A 21982-nucleotide genomic window follows, 5' to 3' on the forward strand; every position below is an offset into this window, starting at 1 on the left:
ATCGCTGCCGGCCCGTGGTAAACGAAGCAGGAAACGAAAGAAATACGAACAACAACATTGGTTTAAAAGGTTGCAGAAGTTCCGGGCCGGATCTGAGGGACGCCTCAGCTATTTGGCCCGCCTGCGGGCCGTAACTCCTTCGGCGTGCAGGCCCGTTGCTTTGGCTTTGATCGTTGTCTGCTTACTGGGGACAACGGCATGGAGAACTGGACCGGTTGGGGCGCGGTAAACCCACAATTTGAAGAAAACCAGCCAACTAATGAGGGCGATGGGATAAAAATATGAAAGAAAAGAAAAAATGAATTTAGGGGATGGTGTATTTATTGGTTATTTTATCACCTGGTTTTCTACGGTTAGTTTTTCAACGGAAACTATTTAGTTACCACTGAAAAAGACCATCCATTCGCAAGTAAAGCAATGTTGTATTGCTCAGGACAAGTTTTTCCCGCGGCTTGTCCGTCGCAGACGGGAAATACGCTAAAAACCACCGCTGTAGCCACCGCCGTTGGGCGGGGCAAACGGGGCAGGCACGAAAAAGAGAATTTCCATAACCTATTGATCACAAAATATGTTAAAGTAATATTCTGAATTTAACATTTCGCGCCTTTTCGAGTGTTTAGCCCCGCCATTGCCACCGCTTTTAGCTGGGTAAACCACCGTTTTGCGGGGCAAGCGGGGTAAACTGGGTTTTTCAGGCAGAACTAATTTGTGTGTCGGGGTGTAGCGCAGTCCGGTTAGCGCACTTGACTGGGGGTCAAGGGGCCGGTGGTTCGAATCCACTCACCCCGACCATTTTCAAAACGACAGGATCAATGGGAAGTCAAAGCCTGGGACGCCCGGGGAAAAGAAATCCTGTCAATTCTGGCTATTTAATTTTGAACTGGTATTAAGATAACCGGGCAAATGTGTTATAATGGGGCTTTAAAACCAATTCATATAAGTCATTAAAATAGCACGCAAATGAAAGCAAGAAAAAAGAGAACGAAACAACACCTCCACACCCAACAAACTGCCTACACGAATAACCCGGAAAGAGTTCAACCGCTATATTAAGCTCCACCTCTCAAAAGGCAGCCGCGGGCTAAAACCAAAGATATCATACTACAAGATATTCAACTACATTCTCTATATGCTCCATACCGGCGTTCAGTGGCGACAGCTGAGGACTTTTCGCAACGAAATACACTGGTCCAATGTCTACCGCCACCACAACCGGTGGTCGAAAGATAAAAGCTATCAATCAGGGTGTTGATTTAAAATCGGAAATCTGACCCCTCCAAAAAGCGGCGGATTTATAAGACCGTAGAGCGATTATTTTTGCCTTGGGATACATTTTCTCTACCTGAAAACACTCATTTTGTTCAAATCAACACCCTGAATGTATCTTCCGCCATTCCCTGGCGGTATTGCGAGACGGGAGCAAACTTGACCTCTCTATCCTTCACGGCGACGGGTCAAATACCGTGGCCAAAAGGGGGCAACAAAATCGGCTATTCCGGGCACAAGCACCAGCGGGGCGAAAAAGAGCTAACCATTGTCGACAACATGGGTAACATCATCGGTCCGGTCACTGTCCGCCCAGTCAATGAACATGATACGACGTTGTTACCAGAGATACTGAAGAAGGTAGTTACCACCAGCAAGCAACTCGGTTTGGATTTAACCGATTCCTATCTCACCTTGGATGCCGGCTTTGATGGCCAGGAGAACAAAGACCTCATCCGGCAAAACTTCCTGCTGCCGGTTATCCGGCCCAATATTAGAAACAACAAGAATCCAGAGAAAATCCGGTTCCTATTTGATGAATTCAGTAGTGTTCAACATATTTATCGTGAGCGCCATCGGATAGAACATTGCTTCGCTTGGGCCGATACCTATCGTAAGCTGGTCATTCGATACGAGAAACTTCACGTTATTCACCTGGGCTTTCGATATCTGGCTTACAGTATGATTAACCTTCAATGGTTCATAGGTAAGCAGTGAATACCTAATACCAGTTCAGCATTAAACAAAAAACGGGGTGTAGCGCAGCCCGGTAGCGCACTTGGTTCGGGACCAAGAAGTCGGAGGTTCGAATCCTCTCACCCCGACCATTTAACAACGGGAAAATGGGAGCCGCCCCGACGCAATCGGGGTCACCCGGTCATCTTTTTATAACTAAAAACATTACAGTCAGAATCCCAAGACCGGGTCAGGTTCTGTCTTTTATCCTGCCTTTTATTGTAAAACTATAGTTTTGCACTTATTTAATGTTCATTTTTTCTTAAGCAGCCATTTTAAGAGCGTTTGCAAGTGTTTGAATATTAATCCTCTTGATGGTTTTCGGTGGTATCATATCATTATAGGAAACATATTCTTTTTGTGCATACCATGGCAGGGGATCCCACAATTCAGGTTGTGTTTGTGAGGCTTCGGATAAGCTCCATAATGAAAGCAGGCTGAGGGCGACACAATTCAGAGTTGCCGAGCGCGTAACGGAAGTAGGTGTTCTACACTGCCAATCGGAGAGTCCACCGTGGTCTTTTAAATAATTTAGGCTTCCATATTTACGGAGAAAATTTAATGGAACGGGTATGCATTAAGGACATCAGGTCCGACAGTTTCATAGGCAAAGAGGTGATAGATTTTTACGCCTTGCGCAAGATAGAGCTGAAGACCAAGGAATCGGACGGCAAGGCTTATCTTAACTTGGAGCTGGGCGACGCCACCGGCCGGATCGACGCCGTACTCTGGAACGAGGCCGAAAAAGCCTATAAGGAAGTGGTCCAGGGCGACGTGGTTCAGGTGAAAGGTCTGGCCGGCAAATACAAGGACAATCCCCAGCTGCGGGTGGACAACATCCGCCGGGCCGGCGCGGAAGAATACCGGCTGGAGTATTTCATGGCCGGGTCAGAAAGATCAAGGGCTGAATTGGAATCCGGGATCAGGGCGGAGATGGCCCCGGTCAAGAACCCGGCACTGGCCAAATTGCTGAAATGCTTTTTTGACGATCCAATCTTTCTGGAAAAATTCCTGGCGGCCCCGGCCGCCAAGCTCTGGCACCACACCCACCTGGGCGGACTGGCCGAACACACTTTGGGGGTTTGCCGGCTGGCCAAGGCCGCGCTGAACAACTATCAATTATTGGACGCCGACCTGCTTCTGACCGGCTGTTTGCTGCACGACATGGGCAAGATGCGGGAGTTCGCCGTCACCACCTACATTGATTATTCCGACGAAGGGCGGCTGCTGGGACACGTGGTGCTGGGCGACCAGATGCTGATGGAGCGGATTCCCAAAGTGAAGGACTTTCCCAAGGAGCTGGAAAAGCGGCTGCGCCATATGATCCTGGCCCATCACGGCGAGAAGGAGAAGGGCAGCCCGGTGGTGCCTTCCACCCTGGAGGCGCTGGTGGTCCACCACTGCGATTACATGGATTCCCACGCCGCGGCCTTTACCCGGATAATCAAGCAGGAAGGTTTGCAGAACAAGCGATGGAGCGATTACGTCAATTTGATAGACCGTTATATTTATTTGGCCAGAACCGAAGCCCAATCGGGCGGGGAGCGGGAGAGCGAACTGAAGCTGTTTTAAAAGATGCTTGCCAGGAATCTTTTAGACGGGATTTACATGATTTATTTAACTGCTTTAGTCACTGAAGAATTCAGTTTTGATATTATATTCCATGGGAATCATGTTAATCCTGTCCAAGCAGATATAATCAGAGAACTATAAGCCTATTGCCAAAACCCGGCAATTATGGTATTATTATTTTTCAAATAGCAAATTAACAGAAAACATAAAAGGAGAAACCTTTATGGAAGACCTGAAGCTGGCTAAAAAACTGGTAAAAAGCCTGGAGATGGCCATCAAATACGAGCGGATGGCCCAGAACCGTTATTCCAAAGAGGCCACCTATTCCTACGAGTACGATGTCAAGACCCTGTTCAAATCCCTGGTTTCCGAGGAACTAAAACATGAGAGAATGTTAAACGCCAAGAAATCCGAGATCATGAAGGACATCGCCCGGCTGGAAAAACAAAAGAAAACCAAAAAGTAAAAGAAAGGAATTGGTCAAGCCCGAGACCTGCACCAGCTGCGGAGCTTGCGTGGACGCCTGCCCGGTAACCTGCATCGTCATGGCCTAGAAATATTCAAGAATAATAAAATAAGGGAGGGCGGCAATGAGAAAAACGTTGCTTTTGGCAGTTATAGCAGTTATAATTGCAGCAAGCTTCAGCATTTCCCAAGCCAATGTTTTGGAAGGCCGGTTCGGATATTTTAACCCGGTCGGGGTAACCGGCAACGGGAACATAATATTTGGTGCCAGCTACGGCAAAGGCATAGATCAGATGGTTAGCGTATCCCTGGGCTTCGATTATTTCGGGAAAACATTTGAGGAAAAAGTGACGGTGGACACGGATACTACAATTATCGGAACCACAATGACCAAGGTTTTGTACAAGCACACCGTTCGCTATCTTCCGTTATTTGCCTCAATTAGCCTTGCCTTTCCAATAGACTTTGCAATCAAACCCTATGCCGGTTTAGATCTGGGCTATGGCCTGGGCAGTGTTTCCTATTCCTATAACGATACTTTGGCCTCAAGCACGATCGACGCCGGGCCGGATGACGGCTGGTACAGCGGTTTTGGCTGGCGGGTCAGGGCTGGCGGCAAGATAAAGTTAGGTTACAGCAGCGCCTTTGTCATCCAGGCCATGTATAACGGCAATACAATATCCCGCGAGGAAGAGAGCGGCTATAAACGCGAACTGGATATGTCGGGAATAGGTTTTGGAGTTGCGTTAGAGCTAAGTGGATTCTAAACTATGAGACGATTGTATTTACGTCCGTTTAGAAAAGGGGATGAGTTCCAAAGTGGCCGGTGGTCAATGTTCTTAAAACCAAGGGGATAATCATAAGGACCTAAAAAAAATGCGAAAATTTATTTCGAAATTTAAAATCAGCCGGCCTCTGGGCATACTTGTTGCACCCCCCCCCCCCTTAAATATTTACTTGCAGCCAGGGGCTATAGGTATATTTTGCCAATAATTTGGAAGCCGTTTCTAACTCTGTTTAAAAACAGAGTTGGAGCGGTTTTTTGTTTGAACTTAGCGGGAGTTCAGCCATGATCAAGAATTATTATGAAATCTTAGGCATTGCGGAATATGCCAGCCAAAAAGAAATAAAAAAGGCCTATTTGCAATTGGCCCAAAAATACCATCCCGATAAATCGCCGTTCAACGGAAATAATGCGGATACAGCCCTTGGTAAATTCGTGGCTATCAACGAAGCCTATCATGTCTTGAGCGACGAGAATAAACGGAAGGAATATAATGAAAAACTGTCGGCAAAGGCCGGCGGCAGAGAACATACCATTAATGTGACTCAGGCGGAGATGCTGTACAATTACGGATTGCAGGCTTTAAAGGCCGGCAAAAATGAAAAGGCGGTGGAATATTTTCAAACGGCCATAAAGCTTAATCCCAGGGAGCCCAAATATTACACCCATTTGGCGTTGTCAGTAATTAAGACCGGCCATCATTTTGATAAAGCGGTGGAGGCATGCAAGAAGGCTATTGATTTGGAAATATACAATGCCGAGCATTATGTGGCGCTGGGCCTGGTCCATAAGCATTATCAAAAATTCGTGGAGGCCGAGAAGCATTTTAAAGAAGCCCTGAAATGGGACGGCAAATGCCTGCGGGCCAAAAAGGAATTGCAGGAATTAAAAAAGCTTGTTCCCAATGGATTTTGGGGCAGTTTGTTCGGCGCTAAGTAATGGGTTCTAAATAATAACCGGGGACTTCCCCACGAAACACCACCGCCACTGCAGGGCAGGCGCGAAAAAACGCGAAAACATTTTTAAAATATTTCGTGCTTTTAGTAGGCAAGTGGCAAGAAATAATAAGCCGCAATGAATTTCCGCCATGGAAAACAAAATCAAAAGCCTGGCGGCCAGGATCAGCCTGCTTAAAAGCAAGAAAAATTTAAAAAAAGAAGAGCTGATTGACGAACTTAACCGGGCCCACTCCGAACTGCGGAAACTCTACAAAACGCTGGCCGAGCGGGAGCGCCAAAACCGCGAGGACAGCTTTACCGGCCTTTACAACCGGCGTTATTTGGACATTCGTCTGGCTCATGAATTTATCCGGGCGCAACGTTACCGCCGGGACCTGACGGTGATTATGGCCGACCTGGATTATTTTAAGCGCATCAACGACAGCTTCAGCCACCAGGCGGGCGACCAGGTATTAAAGACGGCGGCCCGGATATTCAGGGACAACTGCCGGGAGATCGATTTGATAGCCCGCTACGGAGGCGATGAGTTTGTGCTGGCGCTGCCGGAAATGCCCTGCGACGGGGCCATTTTCTTCTGCGAACGGATCAGATTGGCGGTGGAGTGGTACGACTGGGATCATTTAATGTCCGGTTTGAAAGTGACCATCAGCCAGGGCATAGCAGCTTATAATGACAAGGCGGAAAGTTACCAGGCCATGTTGCGCCAGGCCGATGCCAAGCTTTACGAGGCCAAGCAGGCTGGAAGAAATACGGTAAAATACTAAATGAAAGGAGGTGAAGATACAAATGGCCAAATTCAAAACCCACGCCGAGAGGATAGCCCAGGTAAAAGTTTTGCTGAAAGGGACCAAGGGCTTAAGCGCCGATATGAAGCCGGTGGATGCAAAGTTAAAGGAACTGGAAAAAGAACTGGAGATTTACATAGACGCCGACGCCGGCCAGGAAAGCCTGAAAGCCGAGTTGAACAAGGCCACCAAGGAGCTTAACAAATCGGCCGGGAAGATCGATGGCTTATACCGCCGGGTGGTAGACTATGCCTATTCGGTATATGGCAAACAAGGAACCGAGCTTAAAAAGCTGGGGCTGATGCCCTGGGCCACCGGCAGAAAGGTTTCCAAACCCAAGGTATAGGAGAGAACCTAAACTCAACCCACTTCGGCTTAGCTCAGTGCAAGCTTGCCCCCCTTCTCTTGGACTTGTGCTGAGCGTGTCGAAGCAAAATAAATGGGAGAAGGGGCCGGCCTGTCCGCCATAGCAACGGCGCAGGCCGGGGGATGAGTTCCAATATCCGCCTTAGGCGGACCCCGGTAGACTTATACTTTGCTTAAGTAGACTTATATTTGGGCCTGGTAAACTTATATTTTGGCTAATCATACTTATATCTGGGCATAGTAGACTTATATTTTGGCCAAACATACTTATATTTGGGCATAGTAGACTTATATTTTGGCCAAGCATACTTATATTTGGGCCAATCATACTTATATTTGGGCTTAGTAGGCCCATACCTTGATAAGGCAGACTTATACCTGGGCCTGACAGATTTTTACTTTTGGCTGGGATAGCCATATACCAATAACGAAAGGAGGCGAGAGAAATGAAGAGGTTACTGATCATAGCGGCCGTATTTATGGCGTTGCCGGCTATGGTGTGGGCGCAGGTTGACGATGCCCAGAATAAGACTGTGCAAATCGCCATCGCTGGCACTTTCACTCTGTCGCTCAGCGGCGGCGCTACGGTTGATTTGGGCACTACAACCCTGAACACTACGGTGAACACCGAGGCCAGCCCCATTATCGTCACGGTATTGTCAAATTATGCTGGGTCGCTCTGGTATCTCAAGATCCACGACAACCAGGCCTTGACCAGCGGCAGTTACACCATCCCCAACGCCAGCTACACCCACAAGTCGAGCGGGGGCGCAGGAGTGCATCTTGATCTGATTTATACCGCGATGACCACATCGGCTTCCCTGTTCTATACCTGCGATCTTCTTACCGAAGACAACAACCTGCCCGGCGGCACCGCCATCACCTGCAACCTGCAGGTGGCGGTTCCGAACAACCAGAATGCAGGCACCTACAGCAACACCACCACCTACACGCTGACTGCCACCAATTAGCGGTGTCGGTTGCTCCAAAACTTCTCTCCTTTTGTGGAGAGGAGCTTTGGGGGTGAGGCAAACCAAACGAACTTATCCTCGCATGCACTGAGACTTGCCCTGAGCAATGCCGAAGGGAATACATACATTAGACAAACGAAGCGGGGTTGAGTTCAGTACTATTTAACTGCGTCAAGGGAGGGGTCATTATGAAGACAGTTATTTCAATACTATGCCTGATCCTGGGATGGTGTCAGATATCACTGGCCCAAGTGGGCATCAACGTCTGGCCGCCGGTGGTGGATATTCAGGTTTTGCCGGGGGAAAGCAAGACCGGAACCATTCAAGCGCAAAATCTGGGGGCGGGCGCCGTGCAATGCGTGGCCCAGGCCCTGGACTGCCTGACCGACCTGGATGGCGAGACCATTTTGGAAGGGGATGATCCGTCCTTTGCCGCATCCAGGCCCTGCGCCAAGTGGGTAAAAATAAACCCCGAAGAATTCAGTTTAATTCAGGGCGGCAGCCAGATGGTGCGGTATACGGTCTCTGTACCGGCCGAGGTCAACGGCGGATATCGGTTGGCCCTGGTCGTTAATACCAAGCCCCAAAAAGTAACGGGCACGGGTACCGCCATCTCGGCCCGGTTGGTGTGCCTGGTCAATATCCGGGCGGTGGGCACTGGAACTAAAAAGGGCGAGATAAATAAAATAGAGTTTTTGAATCAGGGGGGCAAGAATTTCATCGGCGTCACCTTTAGAAATGCCGGTACAGCGCTGGTAAGGCCGACCGGAATCTTGGAAGTTAAAAACAAGGATAGTTCGGCAACGCTCGCTACAAGTGGCTTGACGGTCAGCAAGCTTGACATCAACAGCGAAAAATATGCCGCCCTGCCCGGCATGGAGCGGAGATACAAAGTCAACGCGGATCATTTAAACAGCGGCCAATATTTGCTGACCGCCACCATGGATTATGGCGGGCCCGAACTGACCGCGGCCGAAGTGGAGGCCCATTTAAAACCGGCGCCGGCGCCGGTATGGTCGGGGGTTGTCCAGCCAGGGTCCAAGGTTACGTCGCCGCTGGCGACTTCGGCGCCCGATGGTTCGGCACCGCTCACCACAAGCAGGAACCGGCGGCCTGCAGTTCTCAAAGCCGGCCCCGAACAGGTGAAAGCCTGGCATCAGGAGGCCAGCCGACTTGATACCGCCGAGCAGTATGGCAAGGCCTTGGCCTTGTGGCAAAAAATAGTTCAAGCCGATCCCGGCAATGCTTCGGCCCGGAAGAATTTGGAGAGAACGAAAAGCAAGCTGGCTGCCATGAAAAAAGCCAAAAGAAGATAGGTTTGATGAGCAGACCCTATTCTCCAGTCTCAGGCCGTTCACGCCTGCGTGCCGAAACAACTACGGCGTGCCTGTGCGCTGAAGCGCTTTGGCGCGCAAGCGTGCAGGCACGGCCTTTGCCTCTGTCTGCTAATGGTTCGGCTGGGCTCACCACAAGTGGTTCGGCTTACTTCGACAGTCTCAGTACAAGTGGCTCACCACAGGTATATGCACGGGTAAGTAATTTATATAGGAGTTGAAAATGAAATTTTCAAGATTACATATCTTAATCGGCCCGGCATTGATATTGTTGTCTTCTTCGCTTTTGGCCGATGAGCTTTTGCTCAGGGTTCAAAGGGAGGAGGCCTTTAGCAATTCGGGGTACAGAGAATCACGCTGGTTTTACGCAGGGCTTTTATCCAAGAAGCTGGAGGGTTTCTCCCTGGCCGCCGACCTTTCGTTGGTGAAGGATAAGTCCCAGGTTGGCCTGTACCGGGGCCAATTTAAAATCCAAGACTGGTTGTTGGGCGGCTTAAAAAATTCGGTCTCCTTCGGCGACGGCGATATAATCTACGGTGAATTAGCGGGCCATATAAAATTCAGAGGCATCGGCCTTGATATGCGACCGGCCCAAAATGAAACCCTTCGGCAAAGGCTTCGGCAGGGCTTCGATAAACTCAGCCTAACAGCTCAGCCGGGCCGCTCAGGGCAAGAATGGCAGCTAAAAACCTTCGGCGGTCTTATTCAAACACCCCAGGCCGGAAGGGTAACTGCAAGCTACGGTTTCAAGGATCGGGTTTGGGGCGCTGATTTCCAATGGAAGCCTTTCAGGGCTTTGCAGCTTCGGGAATATTTCAGCCAAAGGCAGGGGACTCATAATCTGACGCTGGCCGGAACCGGCGCCAATTTGAACTGGCGGAAGTTTAGCCTGTTTTTCGAGGTCTCCGGATGTCATCGGCCTGGTTTCAAGAACAATCTGGGTTTTGCCTATAACACCGGCCTCGGTTATGCCCAGGACGTGTTTTTTAGCCGTGTGTCCTATCTTCATTTTGATTCCACATTCGCCAATCTGGTTAACGTCTCCGAAAATCCCAAAGCCAAAGACCGGTTATCATTGTCATTAGGTTTGAATTTTGAGCGATATCTCCAATTAAACATCAGCGGGTTTAGTTTAAAGAGCATCGGCCGGCAGAGAGCCGGCACGGCCCTGGATTACAGTCAGGGCGGCAGCGGTTTATTGAGGCTTTCTTTGCCGTCAGCGCCTGCGGCCTCTTTTGGGTATGAAGCCGCATATAATGAACAAACTGCAAATGACAGCCTGGAGTTTGAAATATTTAAAAAGGAAAATACCGTCGAAAGGATTTGGGCCGAGCTTTCGAAAGATTTAAAATTTGCCGCTTTATCCGGGCGTTACCAGGACCGCAAGCTGCTGCCCCGGAACGATAGCTTGGGGCTTTTATCCAAAGAGAGGGAATGGGAGGCCGGCTTAAAGAGCGGTCAGTGGAAAGGATGTTGGATTTATTTCGGGTATGTTTGGGGAAAGCGAAATCAGGCCTTTGGCTTAAACCCTGCTTTTGAACAGCCATGGTCAAAGTATAAGGCCAACCTGGGTTTGTCGCCAATCAAGGCTTTAAGCTTGAACCTGCAAGCTGAATTGTTGGAGGAAAAGGAAAAAACCAAGTCATTTAGCGGCAGCTTGTATGGCGCCGTCATTTTGCCTTATTCGTTTATGATTAAGGCCTATTATCGGCCAACTTTCGGGCTTGGGTCAAAAACCAATAATTATAAATCCCAGTATCTTTCGGTCAGCTTGGAGCGCCGCGCCAACCTGTCCAGCGATGAAATTAAAGGCAACGTTTTCATTGACGCCAATAAGAACGGTAAAAGGGAACGGGAAGAAAAAGGCATTTCGGGTATCAGGGTTAAGGCTAACGGCCAGGGCGAGACCGTGACCGACAACCAGGGGAAATACCGGTTCGTCAATCTTAAGCCCAAGGCTTATGACGTGCAGATGGATTTAGCCACCCTGCCAGCCGACTATACGCCAATCAGCCCGCTGGTTCAGACTGTTTCAACAGGCGGCTTGACAAGCAGGAAAGCGGACTTTGCCGTCAGCGTTTTGGGCACGGTGAAAGGCCGGGTCTTTATTGATGAGAACAATAACGGGATATTTGATGACGGGGAAACCGGGGTCAGCGAGGTAACCGTGGTATTAAAACCCGAAGGCTTAATCGCCATTTCCAATGGCAATGGTTTATTTAGGTTTAGCAATGTGCCGGTCAGTGAACACTACGCCAATTTGGATATATCCAGCCTGCCGCCGGATTATGTGGCCGAACCGAAGACCTTTAAGTTTAAGGTTGGGACAGGTCAGGAGATAGAGGGATTGAATTTTCCGGTCAAACGTCTGGCGCGGACAGTCAAGAAGGTGGTGCTTTCGCCCATCGAGGGCGTTAAGGCTGCATCGGCCATGCAAAAACAAGCCGAACTTGCCCCGCCGCCGCCAAGGCCGGGAAGGAAGCCGGCGCCGCCACCGGGACCTAAGGCCAGCCCCCAGGAAATAGAGTCTTTAATTAAACGGGCAACCTCCTTGTATACTTCGGAAAAATATGAGGAAGCAGTAGCGCTCTGGAAAAAGATATTAAGGTTGGATCCGGGAAATTCCAAGGCTCAAAAGAATTTGAAAAGAACCCTCGCCAAATTAAAAGCCATGAGAAGGGGCCGGTAATAGATATGAAAAAGATAATAGTCATCATCGCCAGCATTGGAATATTGGCTGCTTTGGCAGCCATCGTAATCCAGCAGCAAGTGACGGGCAAAAGGGAAAGAAGGGAATCGGCCAAAAATATGCTGTATTCCAGGGCCGAGATAATTTCCAAATCTTTGGCCCGTTCCTCGATAGACCTTTTGGGCGACGAAGATGATGTCGGCCTGGCCGATGTGGTGGCCAAAGCCAAGGTTGATTATCCCGACATTCAATATTGCCGGATAATAGACAACGATAATAAGATTTGGGCCAGCGCCAAGGAGGATGAAGTCGGGGCGGAATACAACGCGCCGAAGGGTTTGACGAGTTTGGGCAAATCGCAGTTTTCGGCGCAAGAATACGCCGGCGCAGATAAAAAAGCGCTGGTTCATGCCATCGCGGCCATAACCGTCGGCGGGCAAAAAATAGGCGAAGTTCATCTGGCTCTGCCAATGGCAGCGGCCAAAGGTGAAAAACCGGCGGGTTTGCCGGTTTTATGGCTTTTGATCGCCGGGGTTTCGGTGATAGGATTGGCCGTACTGGGCTTCACCGGATGCGATCAAGATTTGGAGAAGATACAAAATGACATTAAACAAAAACGGAAAATAGAAACCCAGCTGAATGAGACGGTGAAATCTTTGCGAAAAGAAGAGGAATACTTTAGGAAGAAAACAACCGATCTTAAAGAGGAGGAGAAAAAAAAAGCCGAGGCTCTCATAGAGGTCAAACGGCAAATAGCGGGATTGACCCGTGAAATCGAGCAAAACCAGGCGGTGAATATTGAGGCCAAGGCGTTATTGGAAAAATATAAAACTGAAATCGGCCAATTGAAATACGCCGTACAATCCCACCAGGCACAGGCTGGGCAACTGGATGAGAAAATAAAAAAACAGGAAGAATCTGAGCGTTTGTTCAGGGAGAGACCGAAGGGAATAGCCAAAGGCGAAGAAACTGTCGAAGTCTGGTTAAACAGGGCAAAAGAACAAACTTTGGCTTTGGAACAAGGAATCGCCGAAAAACAAGGCGAATTGGAAAGGTTGAAATCAGTATGCTTGTCCCAAGAGCAGCAGATCAAGGCCTATCGTTCTCAATTGGAAGAACTATCTGCCGCAAAAAGCGCCTTGGAAAATGAAATCCGGGACTGTTCGCAAAAACATAAATATCTGGTTGAACAGATAGAACACTTGACCCCCATTGCCAGGGTTCTAAAAACAAAGATATCAAAAAAAACTACATGAAATTACCCAATGGGAGACGGATACCGCTAAATATAGAAAATATGCCGGAACTGGGAACTGTTGATTTATCGGAAGAACAAACTGAAGAGATGGCAGGCGTTAAAGTAGAGACCTGTACGGAAGCCATTCCGCAAACTGCCGTAACATCTAACGATCGGCAAATAGAAATACCAACTGAACATGCCGATGTTGTTCCGCCAGAAGCCGAAGAAGTTTCAGCAATGGAAGTAGTGGCAATAAATGCATTGGCGAATGTTGAAACGGGCCAGAACAACCAAGAGGCATTGATTTATAAAGAACTAACGGTTGAGACCCAAACGATAGAAGAACACTTGAAAATATTGCGGCAATTAGAATTGGAGGCAATACAAAAGATTCAGGAATTACAGCAAGAGAAAGAAAGGTTAAATAAGGAAGTAAATGAACTGACGGGGTTATATCAATCGTTATAAAATCATGTCCATTTTCCGCTTTGCTACAAAAGGTTGGGAATCCCCTAGCCGTTGCGTTTTATATATCCGGCATAGCTTTTGCTTGCGTCTGCAATTTAACCTGCAATCACGTGTGCTCTCTGCGGCAGGGTCATTGATTCCCTGACACCAAGTATTTTAAAAGCCCCCCGCCTTAAGGCGGGGGGCTTTCCTTATCCGGTCTGGATCAACTCCTGGGCATCCGGGAAATGGAACTTCAGATTCCGGTCCAAAAATGATTGTTCGGCCGTTGTCAAAACATTTTGCATTGCCTCCAGGGCCAGCTGCTTGGCCGGGGCCACTAATCCAGCGTCTGCCACCAGGTCGGCGATCTTGAGGGCCGGCAGGCCATGCTGCCTGGTTCCCCAGAGTTCTCCGGGTCCCCTGATCTTAAGGTCTTCTTCCGCGATCTTGAACCCGTCCGAGGTGCTCTGCATTATCTCCAAACGGGCCGTGGCCTCCGGGGTAGAGCTGGCCCCGGACATCAGGATGCAGTATGATTTGTGCCGGCCCCGGCCCACCCGCCCCCGCAGCTGGTGCAGCTGTGACAGGCCGAAGCGCTCGGCATGCTCGATCACCATTACCGAGGCATTGGGCACGTCAATGCCCACCTCGATCACCGTGGTGGCCGCCAGCAACTGGATGACGCCACGGCGGAATTCCTCCATAGCCTGCTGCCGGTCATCAAAAGACAGCTGTCCGTGGATCAGGCCGGTCTTAAAACCCTTGAAAACCTCGTCGCTTAAATGCCGGTGCATCTTGATGGCCGCCTTGAGGTCGGTCTTCTCCGTTTCCTCGATGATGGGGTAGATTACATAGACCTGCCGCCCAGCCTTCATCTGGTCGCTTAAAAACGAGTAGACCTTGGCCCGGTTGGATTCGGAAGTTACCTTGGTGATGATGGGCTGGCGGCCCGGCGGCAGTTCGTCTATCACCGAGATGTCCAGATCGCCGTAGGCGGTCATGGCCAGGGTGCGGGGGATCGGGGTGGCGGTCATCACCAGCAGGTGGGGATCCTTTCCCTTGGCCCGGATCTTGGCCCGCTGGGCCACCCCGAACCGGTGCTGTTCGTCGATGATGGCCAGGGCCAGCGCTTTGAAATTCACCTGTTCCTGGATCAGGGCATGGGTGCCGATGCCCAGAAGTATTTCCCCGGATTCCAGTTTGCGGTAGATCTCCTTCTTTTCAGGCGGCGGCGTTTTACTGGTCAACAGGGCCGAAGGGATGGACAGCTTGTCTAACCAGGGCTTGATTACGGCATAATGCTGTTCGGCCAGTATCTCGGTGGGGGCCATCAAGGCGGTCTGCAGGTTCTGCCCGGCCGCCTGGAGCAGGGCGGCGAAGGCTACCAGGGTCTTGCCGGAGCCGACATCGCCCTGTAGCAGGCGGTGCATGGGTTTGGTCAGTGACAGATCGCTGGTTATCTCCCGCATCACCCGTTCCTGAGCCGCAGTGGGGGTGAAGGAGATGACCGACTCAAAACTCTTCCGCCAATCCGACGAGCGTATGGAAACCACCCGGGCCAGTCCGGAAAAGTTCTTCCGGCGCTGCAAAAGCAGGATCTGCAGATAAAATAATTCTTCAAAAGCCAGGCGCTCTCGGGCTTTTTGGGCAAACTGAGAGCTTTGGGGGAAGTGCATCTCTTTAACGGCATTCTTCAGCGGCATCAGCCTCCGGTTCCGGATCACGGCATCAGGCAACGATTCGGAAATTTCATCCAAATGACCTGCCATGGCCGCTTTGAGTACGGTCCTGATCTGCCTGGCCGATAGTCCGGCAGTGGAGGGATGCAGGGGCACGATGCGTCCGGTGTGGATCAGCTCGGCGTCCTCGGCGTCGATGACCTCATATTCGGGGTTCAATAAAACCAGCCCCCGGTCGTATTTGGCGGAACCGCTTAAGACCACGGTCTGGCCGGTCTCAAACCGGTCCTTGAGATAGGGCTGGTTGAACCATTTGACCGGCAAAAAACCTGAGTCATCGTTTATCATCAGGTTGAAAATGGTAAAACCCCGCCGGGCGTAATTGACGCTTTTGCCGGAAACCTGCCCCATCACCGTGACATTCTGCCCGGGATGGATGTCGGCGATGCGGGTGAAGACGCTGCGGTCAATGTAGCGGCGGGGGGCATGGTAAAAAAGGTCGCGCACCGTGAAGATGCCCAGCTTGTGGAAAAGCTCAGCCCGCTTAGGGCCAACCCCTTTGATGTATTGGATCTCGGTCAATTTAGATATTTTTAAATAAAACCGAGGGAGATGTCTCTCGGTTTTTATTTGCTGTATTATTTCAGGAAAAATACCGTTAGTCATAAACGCTGACCCTATGCAAAAGTATTTTATTGTACTCAGGTGATCCTTTTCCCGACATTTCCCAGAACCAGCTTGGACAGGGCTTTCAAAGTATCCAGCACACCGATGCCCTGATTGGCCACGGCCTCAAAATAAGGGTACCCCTGAGGGTTAAGCTTGGTGTTTAGTTCGTCAATGGTAACTATGTTGGGCAGGTCGCGTTTGTTGTACTGCAGCACCAGGGGCAGGCTTTCCAGGGTCAGCTTCATCTCGGCCAGGTTCTCCCCCAGGTTCCTAAAGCTTTCCAGGGTATCGGCCAAGCGTTCGGTCTGAGAATCGGCCACGAACACGATGCCGTCCACGCCTCGCAGCACTAATTTGCGCGAGGCGTTGTAGAACACCTGGCCCGGCACGGTATACAAGTGGAATTTGGTCTTGTAGCCGTGGATGCTTCCCAGGTCCAAAGGCATGAAGTCAAAAAACAGGGTCCGGTCCAGTTCGGTGGCCAGCGAGATCAACTGGCCCTTGGCGCCGGGGGAGACCTTTTCGTAGATATAGCGCAGGTTGGTAGTCTTGCCGCCCAGTCCCGGACCGTAAAACACCAGTTTGCAGCTTATTTCGTGGGAGGCTTGGTTGATTAAGGCCATAGATTTTCAGTTTGACGATTGATGATTTTCTAATTATATTTGAAAAACTTAAACTCAACCCCTTTATCCCCTCTCTTGCCCAAGAGAAAGGGACGGGGGATGAGCTCTAACTTATCTCAGGAGACGGTATTTCCTAACCAATGGATAATCCATAAAATTTCATTTCTCTGCCAGCAGGGAATAGTACAGTTCCTGATATTTTAAAGCTGACCGATCCCAGGAAAAATCACAAGCCATGGCTTGTTTGGCGAGCCGGGCCCAGTTTTCCTTAGTGGAATAAACCTGCAAAGCCCTTTTAACGGCCGATGTCAGTTCCGGGGCGTTGAAACCGTCAAACAGGAAACCGTTGGAATCCGCAGAGGACGGCTGATAGTCCACTATGGTGTCGGCCAGGCCGCCGGTATTCCTGACCACCGGGATGCTGCCGTATTTCAAAGCGATCATCTGGCCCAGGCCGCAGGGCTCGTAAAGCGAGGGCATCAGAAACATATCGGAGCCGGCATACATCAGATGGGAGAGGCCGGGGTCGAAGCTTAAATTCAAGCCGAAATTTTGGGGATAAAGGCGTTTCTTCTGCTCAAAGGCGTCGTGATATCTTTGTTCCCCCGTTCCCAGCACCGCCAGGTCGCAACCCAGCTTCACCAACTCGTCAAAAGCTTCCAGCGCCAGGTCGCAGCCTTTCTGGCCGGCCAGCCTGGTAACCATGGCCAGCAGGGGGCGGCCGCCGGTAGGGACCAATCCAAGTTTTTTATAGAGTATCCGTTTCAGGGCATTCTTGTTGACTATCCTGCCCGGGTCGAAGTTCAGGGTCAGATACTTGTCGGAGGCCGGATCCCATTCGCGGTAGTCGATCCCGTTGATGATGCCGCTCAGGATGTCCTCTTTGGACCGCAGCGCCCCGTCAAGCTGAAAACCCTGTTCAGGGGTCAGTATCTCGCGGGCGTAAGTGGGGCTGACGGTGGTAAGGCGGTCGGCGAAGAAGATCCCGCCCTTGAGATAATTCATCTGGCCATAAAACTCCAGGCCATCTATGTTAAAACATTTCTCCGGCAGGCCGGTCAGGAGGTATTGTTCTTTGGGAAATATTCCCTGATAAGCCAGGTTGTGGATGGTAAAAACAGTTTTTACCTTTTCCCAAAATGGTTTGCGGTCTGAACTGCATTTTATCAGAGCCGGGATCAGGCCGGTCTGCCAGTCGTGGCAGTGGATCAGGTCGGGCGGCTGTTCCCAGTTTTCAATCAGCTCAATGACGGCCCGGCAGAAAAGAGCGAAGCGGAAGGCGTTGTCCGGGTAATCTCCCAGAGAGGTGCCATATAGCTCGGGGCGTTTCGAGAAAACAGGGTGGTCCAGAAATAAGACAGTAATTCCGGGCAGGTAATCCGATTTCAGAATGTTTATCCGGTGTCCGGCCCCATCAATGCTGCAATCTACAGTAAGACCGGAATTCTTTATAGCATACAGCTTGAGGTCGATCTTCTGGTAGCCCGGCATGATCACAGTGCACTGGTGCCCCAGCCGGGCCAGGGCCTGGGGAAGGTCTCCGGCCACATCGGCCAGGCCGCCGGTTTTGGCGAAGGGATGGACCTCGGAGGATACAGTAATTATATGGAACTGCCGGCGGCTCAAACTATATCCACCTCCCGCAGAAACTGGGCGTATTCCTCGGGCGGGGTGGGGTTGAGGTAAAACCCGGTTCCCCGCTCAAATCCGGCCACTCTAGTAAGACGGGGCATTATTTCCATGTGCCAGTGAAAGTGGGGCAGACCGGACAACTGGCAGGGGTCGGTATGGATCACCAGGTTGAAGGGCGGATTATTGACCGAGGCTTTGATGCGGAGCAGGGTCTCCTTCAATATCGGGGCCAGCAGGGCCAGATCAGCCATGGCAATGTTTTCGAAATTGGATTCGTGTTTTTTGGGGAGCAGCCAGCATTCAAAGGGAAAGCGGGCGGCAAAGGGGGCGATGGAAATGAAATTTTCGTTTTCCAGCACCAGCCGGCGGCGGTCCTCGGTCTCCTGCTTGACTATGTCGCAGAAAACGCAGCGTTCTTTGTAGCGGTAGTATTCCTGGGCCCCGGCCAGCTCCTCGTTGATGGTCTTGGGAACGATGGGCGTGGCGATAAGCTGGCTGTGGCTGTGTTCCAGCGAAGCCCCGGCCCGGTATCCCTGGTTCTTGAATATCATCAGGTATTTTAAGCGGGTATCCCGTTTCAGGTCCTGCATCCGGGAAACATAGGCGGCCAGAATATTCTGAAGGTGGGGGATGTCCAAGTCGGACAACAGCCGGTTGTGCTCCGGCATCTCCACTATTATTTCGTGGGCCCCGATGCCGGACATTTTGTCGTAAAGCCCTTCGCCGGATTTCTCCAGTTCTCCTTCCACCCTTAGGGCCGGGTATTTGTTGGCTATTACCCTCAACTGCCAGCCGGGAGAGTTGGGGGCCGTGTCCGGCGGCCTGACGGCCAGGATCTCGGGCGTGGTCAGATGCTCCTGGCCGTAGCAAAAGGGACAGGAGCCGCGGGTCGTCGCCGGAATGGGGATGTCATAATCCACCGGACGTTTGCCCCGTTCGGTGGAGATTATTACCCAACGGCCGATGATGGGATCTTTGCGGAGTTCAGGCATGGCTTATAATATAAAAGCGTTTAACTTAAATTATACCTGCTAATAATCATAAAGTCAATGAAATAAGAGGCCGGTTTTAAATTAACAAAATAATAAAGGGCTGGCATAACGCCAACCCTTTATTTTACTTTCACATTTTTGTTCCAGGACACCAGGCTAAAACTTTATCTCCTCCTCATTTTAAGATTATCATTTTCTTGATGTTGCCCTGTTTACCGGCTTTTATTTGATACAAATACACCCCGCTGGCCACAGCTTGCCCGCTTTCGTCCCTGCCGTCCCACTTTACGCTGTGCTCACCTGCCCTCTGAACCCTGTCCACTAATGTTTTTACCAATTGCCCGTTTATGTTGTAAATTTTCAGGCTCACCTGCCCGGCCTTGGGTAATTGATAACTGATCATTGTTCGTTGTTTAAACGGATTCGGCGTATTTTGCCCCAATTTGAATTCGTAATTCGTAATTGGCAATTCGGGCTTGCCGGAAACCTCTATTCCCGTCAGCACGCCAAACCATTTTAGCATATCGGCCATTATGGTCTCCGGCTGGAACATTCCCTCAAAAGGACAGGTGAAAAGAACCGTCTTAAAATATCCGCCGTCATAACTTATCCCGGCTAAATGATGCGCCGTATTGGTGCTATCAAGCCAGTTGATTTCGCCTTGTGAAAAGCCAGGTATGGCTTCCAATTGGTCGGGAAAATTCTCCTGGCTACGCCAGTAAAGAGGGATACTATTAGTGGTAATAAAGCCTCCAGAGACAGCCTCTAATTTCCACAGATTGTCAACCCTAATCCAATCGGTAAAATTTTCCTTCGGATAGCGAAGATAAAAGTAGCGGTCAAAGAGCGAGTCGGCCAATTGAGCCCCATTATCGGCATCGGCAATTGTATTCCAGGGAATCCACATTCCGGAAAGACAGAGGTTTTTGGGGCTGGTTAAACTCCCGCTCTCAAGCCATTGAATAACTCCCGTTCTATCATCTAAATTTAAAGATAATCCACCGCAGATGCTGGAAGCCGGGTTGCCGTTTGAAGTGCCGGTATGCCAAATAATCACATCATAGAGTCCCAGCAATTCATTTCTAACGCCGCCCCATTCCGGATAGTTCCAGATATCATATCCGGTAGAATCAAAACCGCAATATTCTATAATCCTCGCATAAAGGCTATCCCAGTATTCGGGAACATTATGGCCGTCGTATTCATCGCTTAGCAAAAGAATCTTTGCCCTGCTAGTTTGAACGAAGGATTTCAATGTGTCATTTTGTAAATTTTGATCTTTGGCCAGTTCGGTATAAAGCGTCGCCTTACCCGCTATTTCATTCACTGAAGGGGAAGCCCAATTCTCAAAGGTAATTTCTTTCTCTGAACCCGGTGGAATATTTATATTTTTTGTGCAAGAGTATAGAGAGGTTCCTTCTATTCTCATAGTCACATCAAGGGTTTCGGCATTGGTCCCCATGTTTTTTATAATCGCTTGGGGCGGGATTATCGTGTTCGATTTGACGAATTTCTCCGGGGCGATAATATTCACTGGCTTCACATCGTGGTCCGCTTTATCAACGATGGCCCGGATGCAAATATCGCCGGCGCCTCCAGTGCTCTGGAAGGTGCTCCAGGCAGCGCCATTACCAATCCAACTGCGGTCCGGGAAGTTGGCGTATTGGTCGCTTACAGCCAGGGTAGTATCCGCACCTGAAGGAAGCGGCAAAAAATAACCGATAGCGAAGTCGTTTCCGTCAAAATACGGCTGGGGGAGGTCTATCCTCTGCCATTGAGTAACTGCCGTAAATGGAATAGGCCCTATCTTTATCTCTCCCGGCCAATTATTGAGAGTGTCCCAATCCCAGACATAGAGACTGCAGGAAGCAGGAGTACCGCGATAGGCCCACAGAAAGATTAAAGCGGCTCTAACGGGGTTCTCCGAAGTTGAAGTAAACCTCACTGCCCAGTATGGCACATTTGCGTAAAATCCCCAATATGGATCAGTATCGTATTTCAGCGTCTCAGCCGGTGATTTGGCAGTTTTTATTAATGCGGGTTCCTGATTAGAAGGAGAAAATCCCGCCTTTCCCACATTAAAGACTGTTATTATTTCTCTATTCTCTGATGATCTATCAGGAGAAATGTCCCCTTGACCCAGAGAACGAATCTGTCTCGCCTTACTCTGAAATGATATCGCCAGAAGCGATTTAGAACAGGGCAAGCGGCTTTGGCCCCAAATGGGAGTAACCAAAAGTAGGAAGATTAGTGAAATCAAATTTATCTTTCTCATAACTTTACCTCACATATTTTTTTATTTTAACAGAATCATTTTCTTTATGTCGCCCTGTTTGCCGGTTTTTATTTGATACAAATACACTCCGCTGGCCACAGCTTGCCCGCTCTCATCCTTGCCGTCCCACTTTATGCGGTATGCCCCGGCCCCCTGAACCCTGTCCACTAATGTTTTTACCAATTGCCCGTTTATGTTGTAAATTTTCAGGCTCACCTGCCCGGCCTGCGGTAATTGATAACTGATGGTTGTTCTCCGGTTGAACGGGTTCGGCGCATTTTGGGCCATTCTAAATTCAAACTTCTGTATTCTGTCTTCGGGCTCCCCCGCCACCCCGGTCATGGTTATCCCAAAGCTGACATCGCTTTCGTCGGAAATTGGGTTATAGCCGCTATCATAGGCGATTACTTTTATTTTGCAGGTCTTTGAACTTTTATTGGGAACCTTCCACACATATGGCGTATCCACAGTCGCCCACAGCCTTATGGTGTCGGGA

General features: G+C 50.0%; 20 protein-coding genes and 2 tRNA genes. 16 read left to right on the top strand and 6 right to left on the bottom strand.

The genetic code is table 11. The features are described from left to right. Positions 1-714 precede the first annotated feature (714 nt). The 16 genes from HY768_09500 to HY768_09575 all read left to right on the top strand — a co-directional run bounded on the left by HY768_09500 (position 715) and on the right by HY768_09575 (position 13634). Positions 715-792 (top strand) — tRNA-Pro (locus HY768_09500). A 217-nt stretch (positions 793-1009) separates the two neighbouring features. Beyond that, positions 1010-1252 carry a transposase gene (locus HY768_09505; GenBank protein MBI4727433.1) on the top strand — a complete coding sequence of 81 codons (243 nt, stop codon included), beginning with the start codon at positions 1010-1012 and terminating at the stop codon, positions 1250-1252. 65 nt (positions 1253-1317) lie between these two features. Further along, positions 1318-1983, top strand: coding sequence for a transposase (locus HY768_09510; protein ID MBI4727434.1), 666 nt, complete (start codon positions 1318-1320; stop codon positions 1981-1983). A 33-nt stretch (positions 1984-2016) separates the two neighbouring features. After that, a tRNA-Pro gene (locus HY768_09515) sits at positions 2017-2093 on the top strand. 469 nt (positions 2094-2562) lie between these two features. Further along, positions 2563-3573 carry an HD domain-containing protein gene (locus HY768_09520; protein MBI4727435.1) on the top strand — a complete coding sequence of 337 codons (1011 nt, stop codon included), beginning with the start codon at positions 2563-2565 and terminating at the stop codon, positions 3571-3573. A 223-nt stretch (positions 3574-3796) separates the two neighbouring features. Beyond that, complete coding sequence (locus HY768_09525) at positions 3797-4039, top strand: hypothetical protein (GenBank protein MBI4727436.1); 243 nt, start codon at positions 3797-3799, stop codon at positions 4037-4039. A 10-nt stretch (positions 4040-4049) separates the two neighbouring features. Beyond that, on the top strand, positions 4050-4127 hold the full coding sequence (locus HY768_09530) for a 4Fe-4S binding protein (protein MBI4727437.1): 78 nt from the start codon (positions 4050-4052) through the stop codon (positions 4125-4127). Positions 4128-4163: 36 nt separating this feature from the next. Then, a complete protein-coding gene (locus HY768_09535) occupies positions 4164-4805 on the top strand; it encodes a hypothetical protein (GenBank protein MBI4727438.1) in 642 nt (213 codons plus the stop codon). A gap of 302 nt (positions 4806-5107) precedes the next feature. Continuing rightward, the gene (locus HY768_09540) at positions 5108-5761 is read left to right on the top strand and encodes a DnaJ domain-containing protein (GenBank protein ID MBI4727439.1); all 654 of its coding nucleotides are present in this window, start codon (positions 5108-5110) and stop codon (positions 5759-5761) included. 148 nt (positions 5762-5909) lie between these two features. Next, positions 5910-6545, top strand: a complete 636-nt coding sequence (locus HY768_09545) for a GGDEF domain-containing protein (GenBank protein ID MBI4727440.1) — start codon at positions 5910-5912, stop codon at positions 6543-6545. A gap of 22 nt (positions 6546-6567) precedes the next feature. Further along, a complete protein-coding gene (locus HY768_09550; GenBank protein MBI4727441.1) occupies positions 6568-6912 on the top strand; it encodes a hypothetical protein in 345 nt (114 codons plus the stop codon). Positions 6913-7378: 466 nt separating this feature from the next. After that, on the top strand, positions 7379-7903 hold the full coding sequence (locus HY768_09555; protein MBI4727442.1) for a hypothetical protein: 525 nt from the start codon (positions 7379-7381) through the stop codon (positions 7901-7903). 188 nt (positions 7904-8091) lie between these two features. After that, a complete protein-coding gene (locus HY768_09560; protein ID MBI4727443.1) occupies positions 8092-9219 on the top strand; it encodes a hypothetical protein in 1128 nt (375 codons plus the stop codon). A 241-nt stretch (positions 9220-9460) separates the two neighbouring features. Continuing rightward, positions 9461-11926 carry a hypothetical protein gene (locus tag HY768_09565; GenBank protein ID MBI4727444.1) on the top strand — a complete coding sequence of 822 codons (2466 nt, stop codon included), beginning with the start codon at positions 9461-9463 and terminating at the stop codon, positions 11924-11926. Between the two features lie 5 nt (positions 11927-11931). Next, positions 11932-13182, top strand: coding sequence for a hypothetical protein (locus HY768_09570; protein MBI4727445.1), 1251 nt, complete (start codon positions 11932-11934; stop codon positions 13180-13182). 41 nt (positions 13183-13223) lie between these two features. Continuing rightward, positions 13224-13634 (top strand): hypothetical protein, encoded by a 411-nt coding sequence (locus tag HY768_09575; protein ID MBI4727446.1) that lies wholly within the window; start codon positions 13224-13226, stop codon positions 13632-13634. A 191-nt stretch (positions 13635-13825) separates the two neighbouring features. Here the strand turns inward: HY768_09575 and recG are convergent, their stop codons facing one another. From recG to HY768_09605, 6 genes are all read right to left on the bottom strand, one after another. Continuing rightward, complete coding sequence (gene recG / locus HY768_09580) at positions 13826-15877, bottom strand: ATP-dependent DNA helicase RecG (protein MBI4727447.1); 2052 nt, start codon at positions 15875-15877, stop codon at positions 13826-13828. A gap of 119 nt (positions 15878-15996) precedes the next feature. Then, a complete protein-coding gene (locus HY768_09585) occupies positions 15997-16587 on the bottom strand; it encodes a gliding-motility protein MglA (GenBank protein MBI4727448.1) in 591 nt (196 codons plus the stop codon). Positions 16588-16746: 159 nt separating this feature from the next. Further along, positions 16747-18213 (bottom strand): glycogen synthase GlgA, encoded by a 1467-nt coding sequence (gene glgA, locus HY768_09590; protein ID MBI4727449.1) that lies wholly within the window; start codon positions 18211-18213, stop codon positions 16747-16749. Continuing rightward, on the bottom strand, positions 18210-19211 hold the full coding sequence (gene galT, locus HY768_09595; protein MBI4727450.1) for a galactose-1-phosphate uridylyltransferase: 1002 nt from the start codon (positions 19209-19211) through the stop codon (positions 18210-18212). Before galT ends, glgA begins: the two co-directional genes overlap by 4 nt. A gap of 175 nt (positions 19212-19386) precedes the next feature. Further along, the gene (locus tag HY768_09600; GenBank protein MBI4727451.1) at positions 19387-21486 is read right to left on the bottom strand and encodes a T9SS type A sorting domain-containing protein; all 2100 of its coding nucleotides are present in this window, start codon (positions 21484-21486) and stop codon (positions 19387-19389) included. A gap of 21 nt (positions 21487-21507) precedes the next feature. Beyond that, complete coding sequence (locus HY768_09605; protein ID MBI4727452.1) at positions 21508-21954, bottom strand: T9SS type A sorting domain-containing protein; 447 nt, start codon at positions 21952-21954, stop codon at positions 21508-21510. Positions 21955-21982 lie beyond the last annotated feature (28 nt).

Source organism: candidate division TA06 bacterium (assembly GCA_016208585.1).
In the GTDB taxonomy this organism is placed as follows: Bacteria; Edwardsbacteria; AC1; order AC1; family EtOH8; genus UBA5202.

Excerpts from the sequence above, each read along its gene's own strand:
- HY768_09540 (MBI4727439.1), top strand. The coding sequence starts at position 5,108 with ATGATCAAGAATTATTATGAAATCTTAGGCATTGCGGAATATGCCAGC.
- HY768_09555 (MBI4727442.1), top strand. The coding sequence starts at position 7,379 with ATGAAGAGGTTACTGATCATAGCGGCCGTATTTATGGCGTTGCCGGCT.
- HY768_09565 (MBI4727444.1), top strand. The coding sequence starts at position 9,461 with ATGAAATTTTCAAGATTACATATCTTAATCGGCCCGGCATTGATATTG.
- HY768_09520 (MBI4727435.1), top strand. The coding sequence starts at position 2,563 with ATGGAACGGGTATGCATTAAGGACATCAGGTCCGACAGTTTCATAGGC.
- HY768_09535 (MBI4727438.1), top strand. The coding sequence starts at position 4,164 with ATGAGAAAAACGTTGCTTTTGGCAGTTATAGCAGTTATAATTGCAGCA.
- HY768_09550 (MBI4727441.1), top strand. The coding sequence starts at position 6,568 with ATGGCCAAATTCAAAACCCACGCCGAGAGGATAGCCCAGGTAAAAGTT.
- HY768_09560 (MBI4727443.1), top strand. The coding sequence starts at position 8,092 with ATGAAGACAGTTATTTCAATACTATGCCTGATCCTGGGATGGTGTCAG.
- HY768_09600 (MBI4727451.1), bottom strand. The coding sequence starts at position 21,486 with ATGAGAAAGATAAATTTGATTTCACTAATCTTCCTACTTTTGGTTACT.
- HY768_09525 (MBI4727436.1), top strand. The coding sequence starts at position 3,797 with ATGGAAGACCTGAAGCTGGCTAAAAAACTGGTAAAAAGCCTGGAGATG.
- galT (MBI4727450.1), bottom strand. The coding sequence starts at position 19,211 with ATGCCTGAACTCCGCAAAGATCCCATCATCGGCCGTTGGGTAATAATC.
- HY768_09575 (MBI4727446.1), top strand. The coding sequence starts at position 13,224 with ATGCCGGAACTGGGAACTGTTGATTTATCGGAAGAACAAACTGAAGAG.
- HY768_09585 (MBI4727448.1), bottom strand. The coding sequence starts at position 16,587 with ATGGCCTTAATCAACCAAGCCTCCCACGAAATAAGCTGCAAACTGGTG.
- HY768_09545 (MBI4727440.1), top strand. The coding sequence starts at position 5,910 with ATGGAAAACAAAATCAAAAGCCTGGCGGCCAGGATCAGCCTGCTTAAA.
- HY768_09570 (MBI4727445.1), top strand. The coding sequence starts at position 11,932 with ATGAAAAAGATAATAGTCATCATCGCCAGCATTGGAATATTGGCTGCT.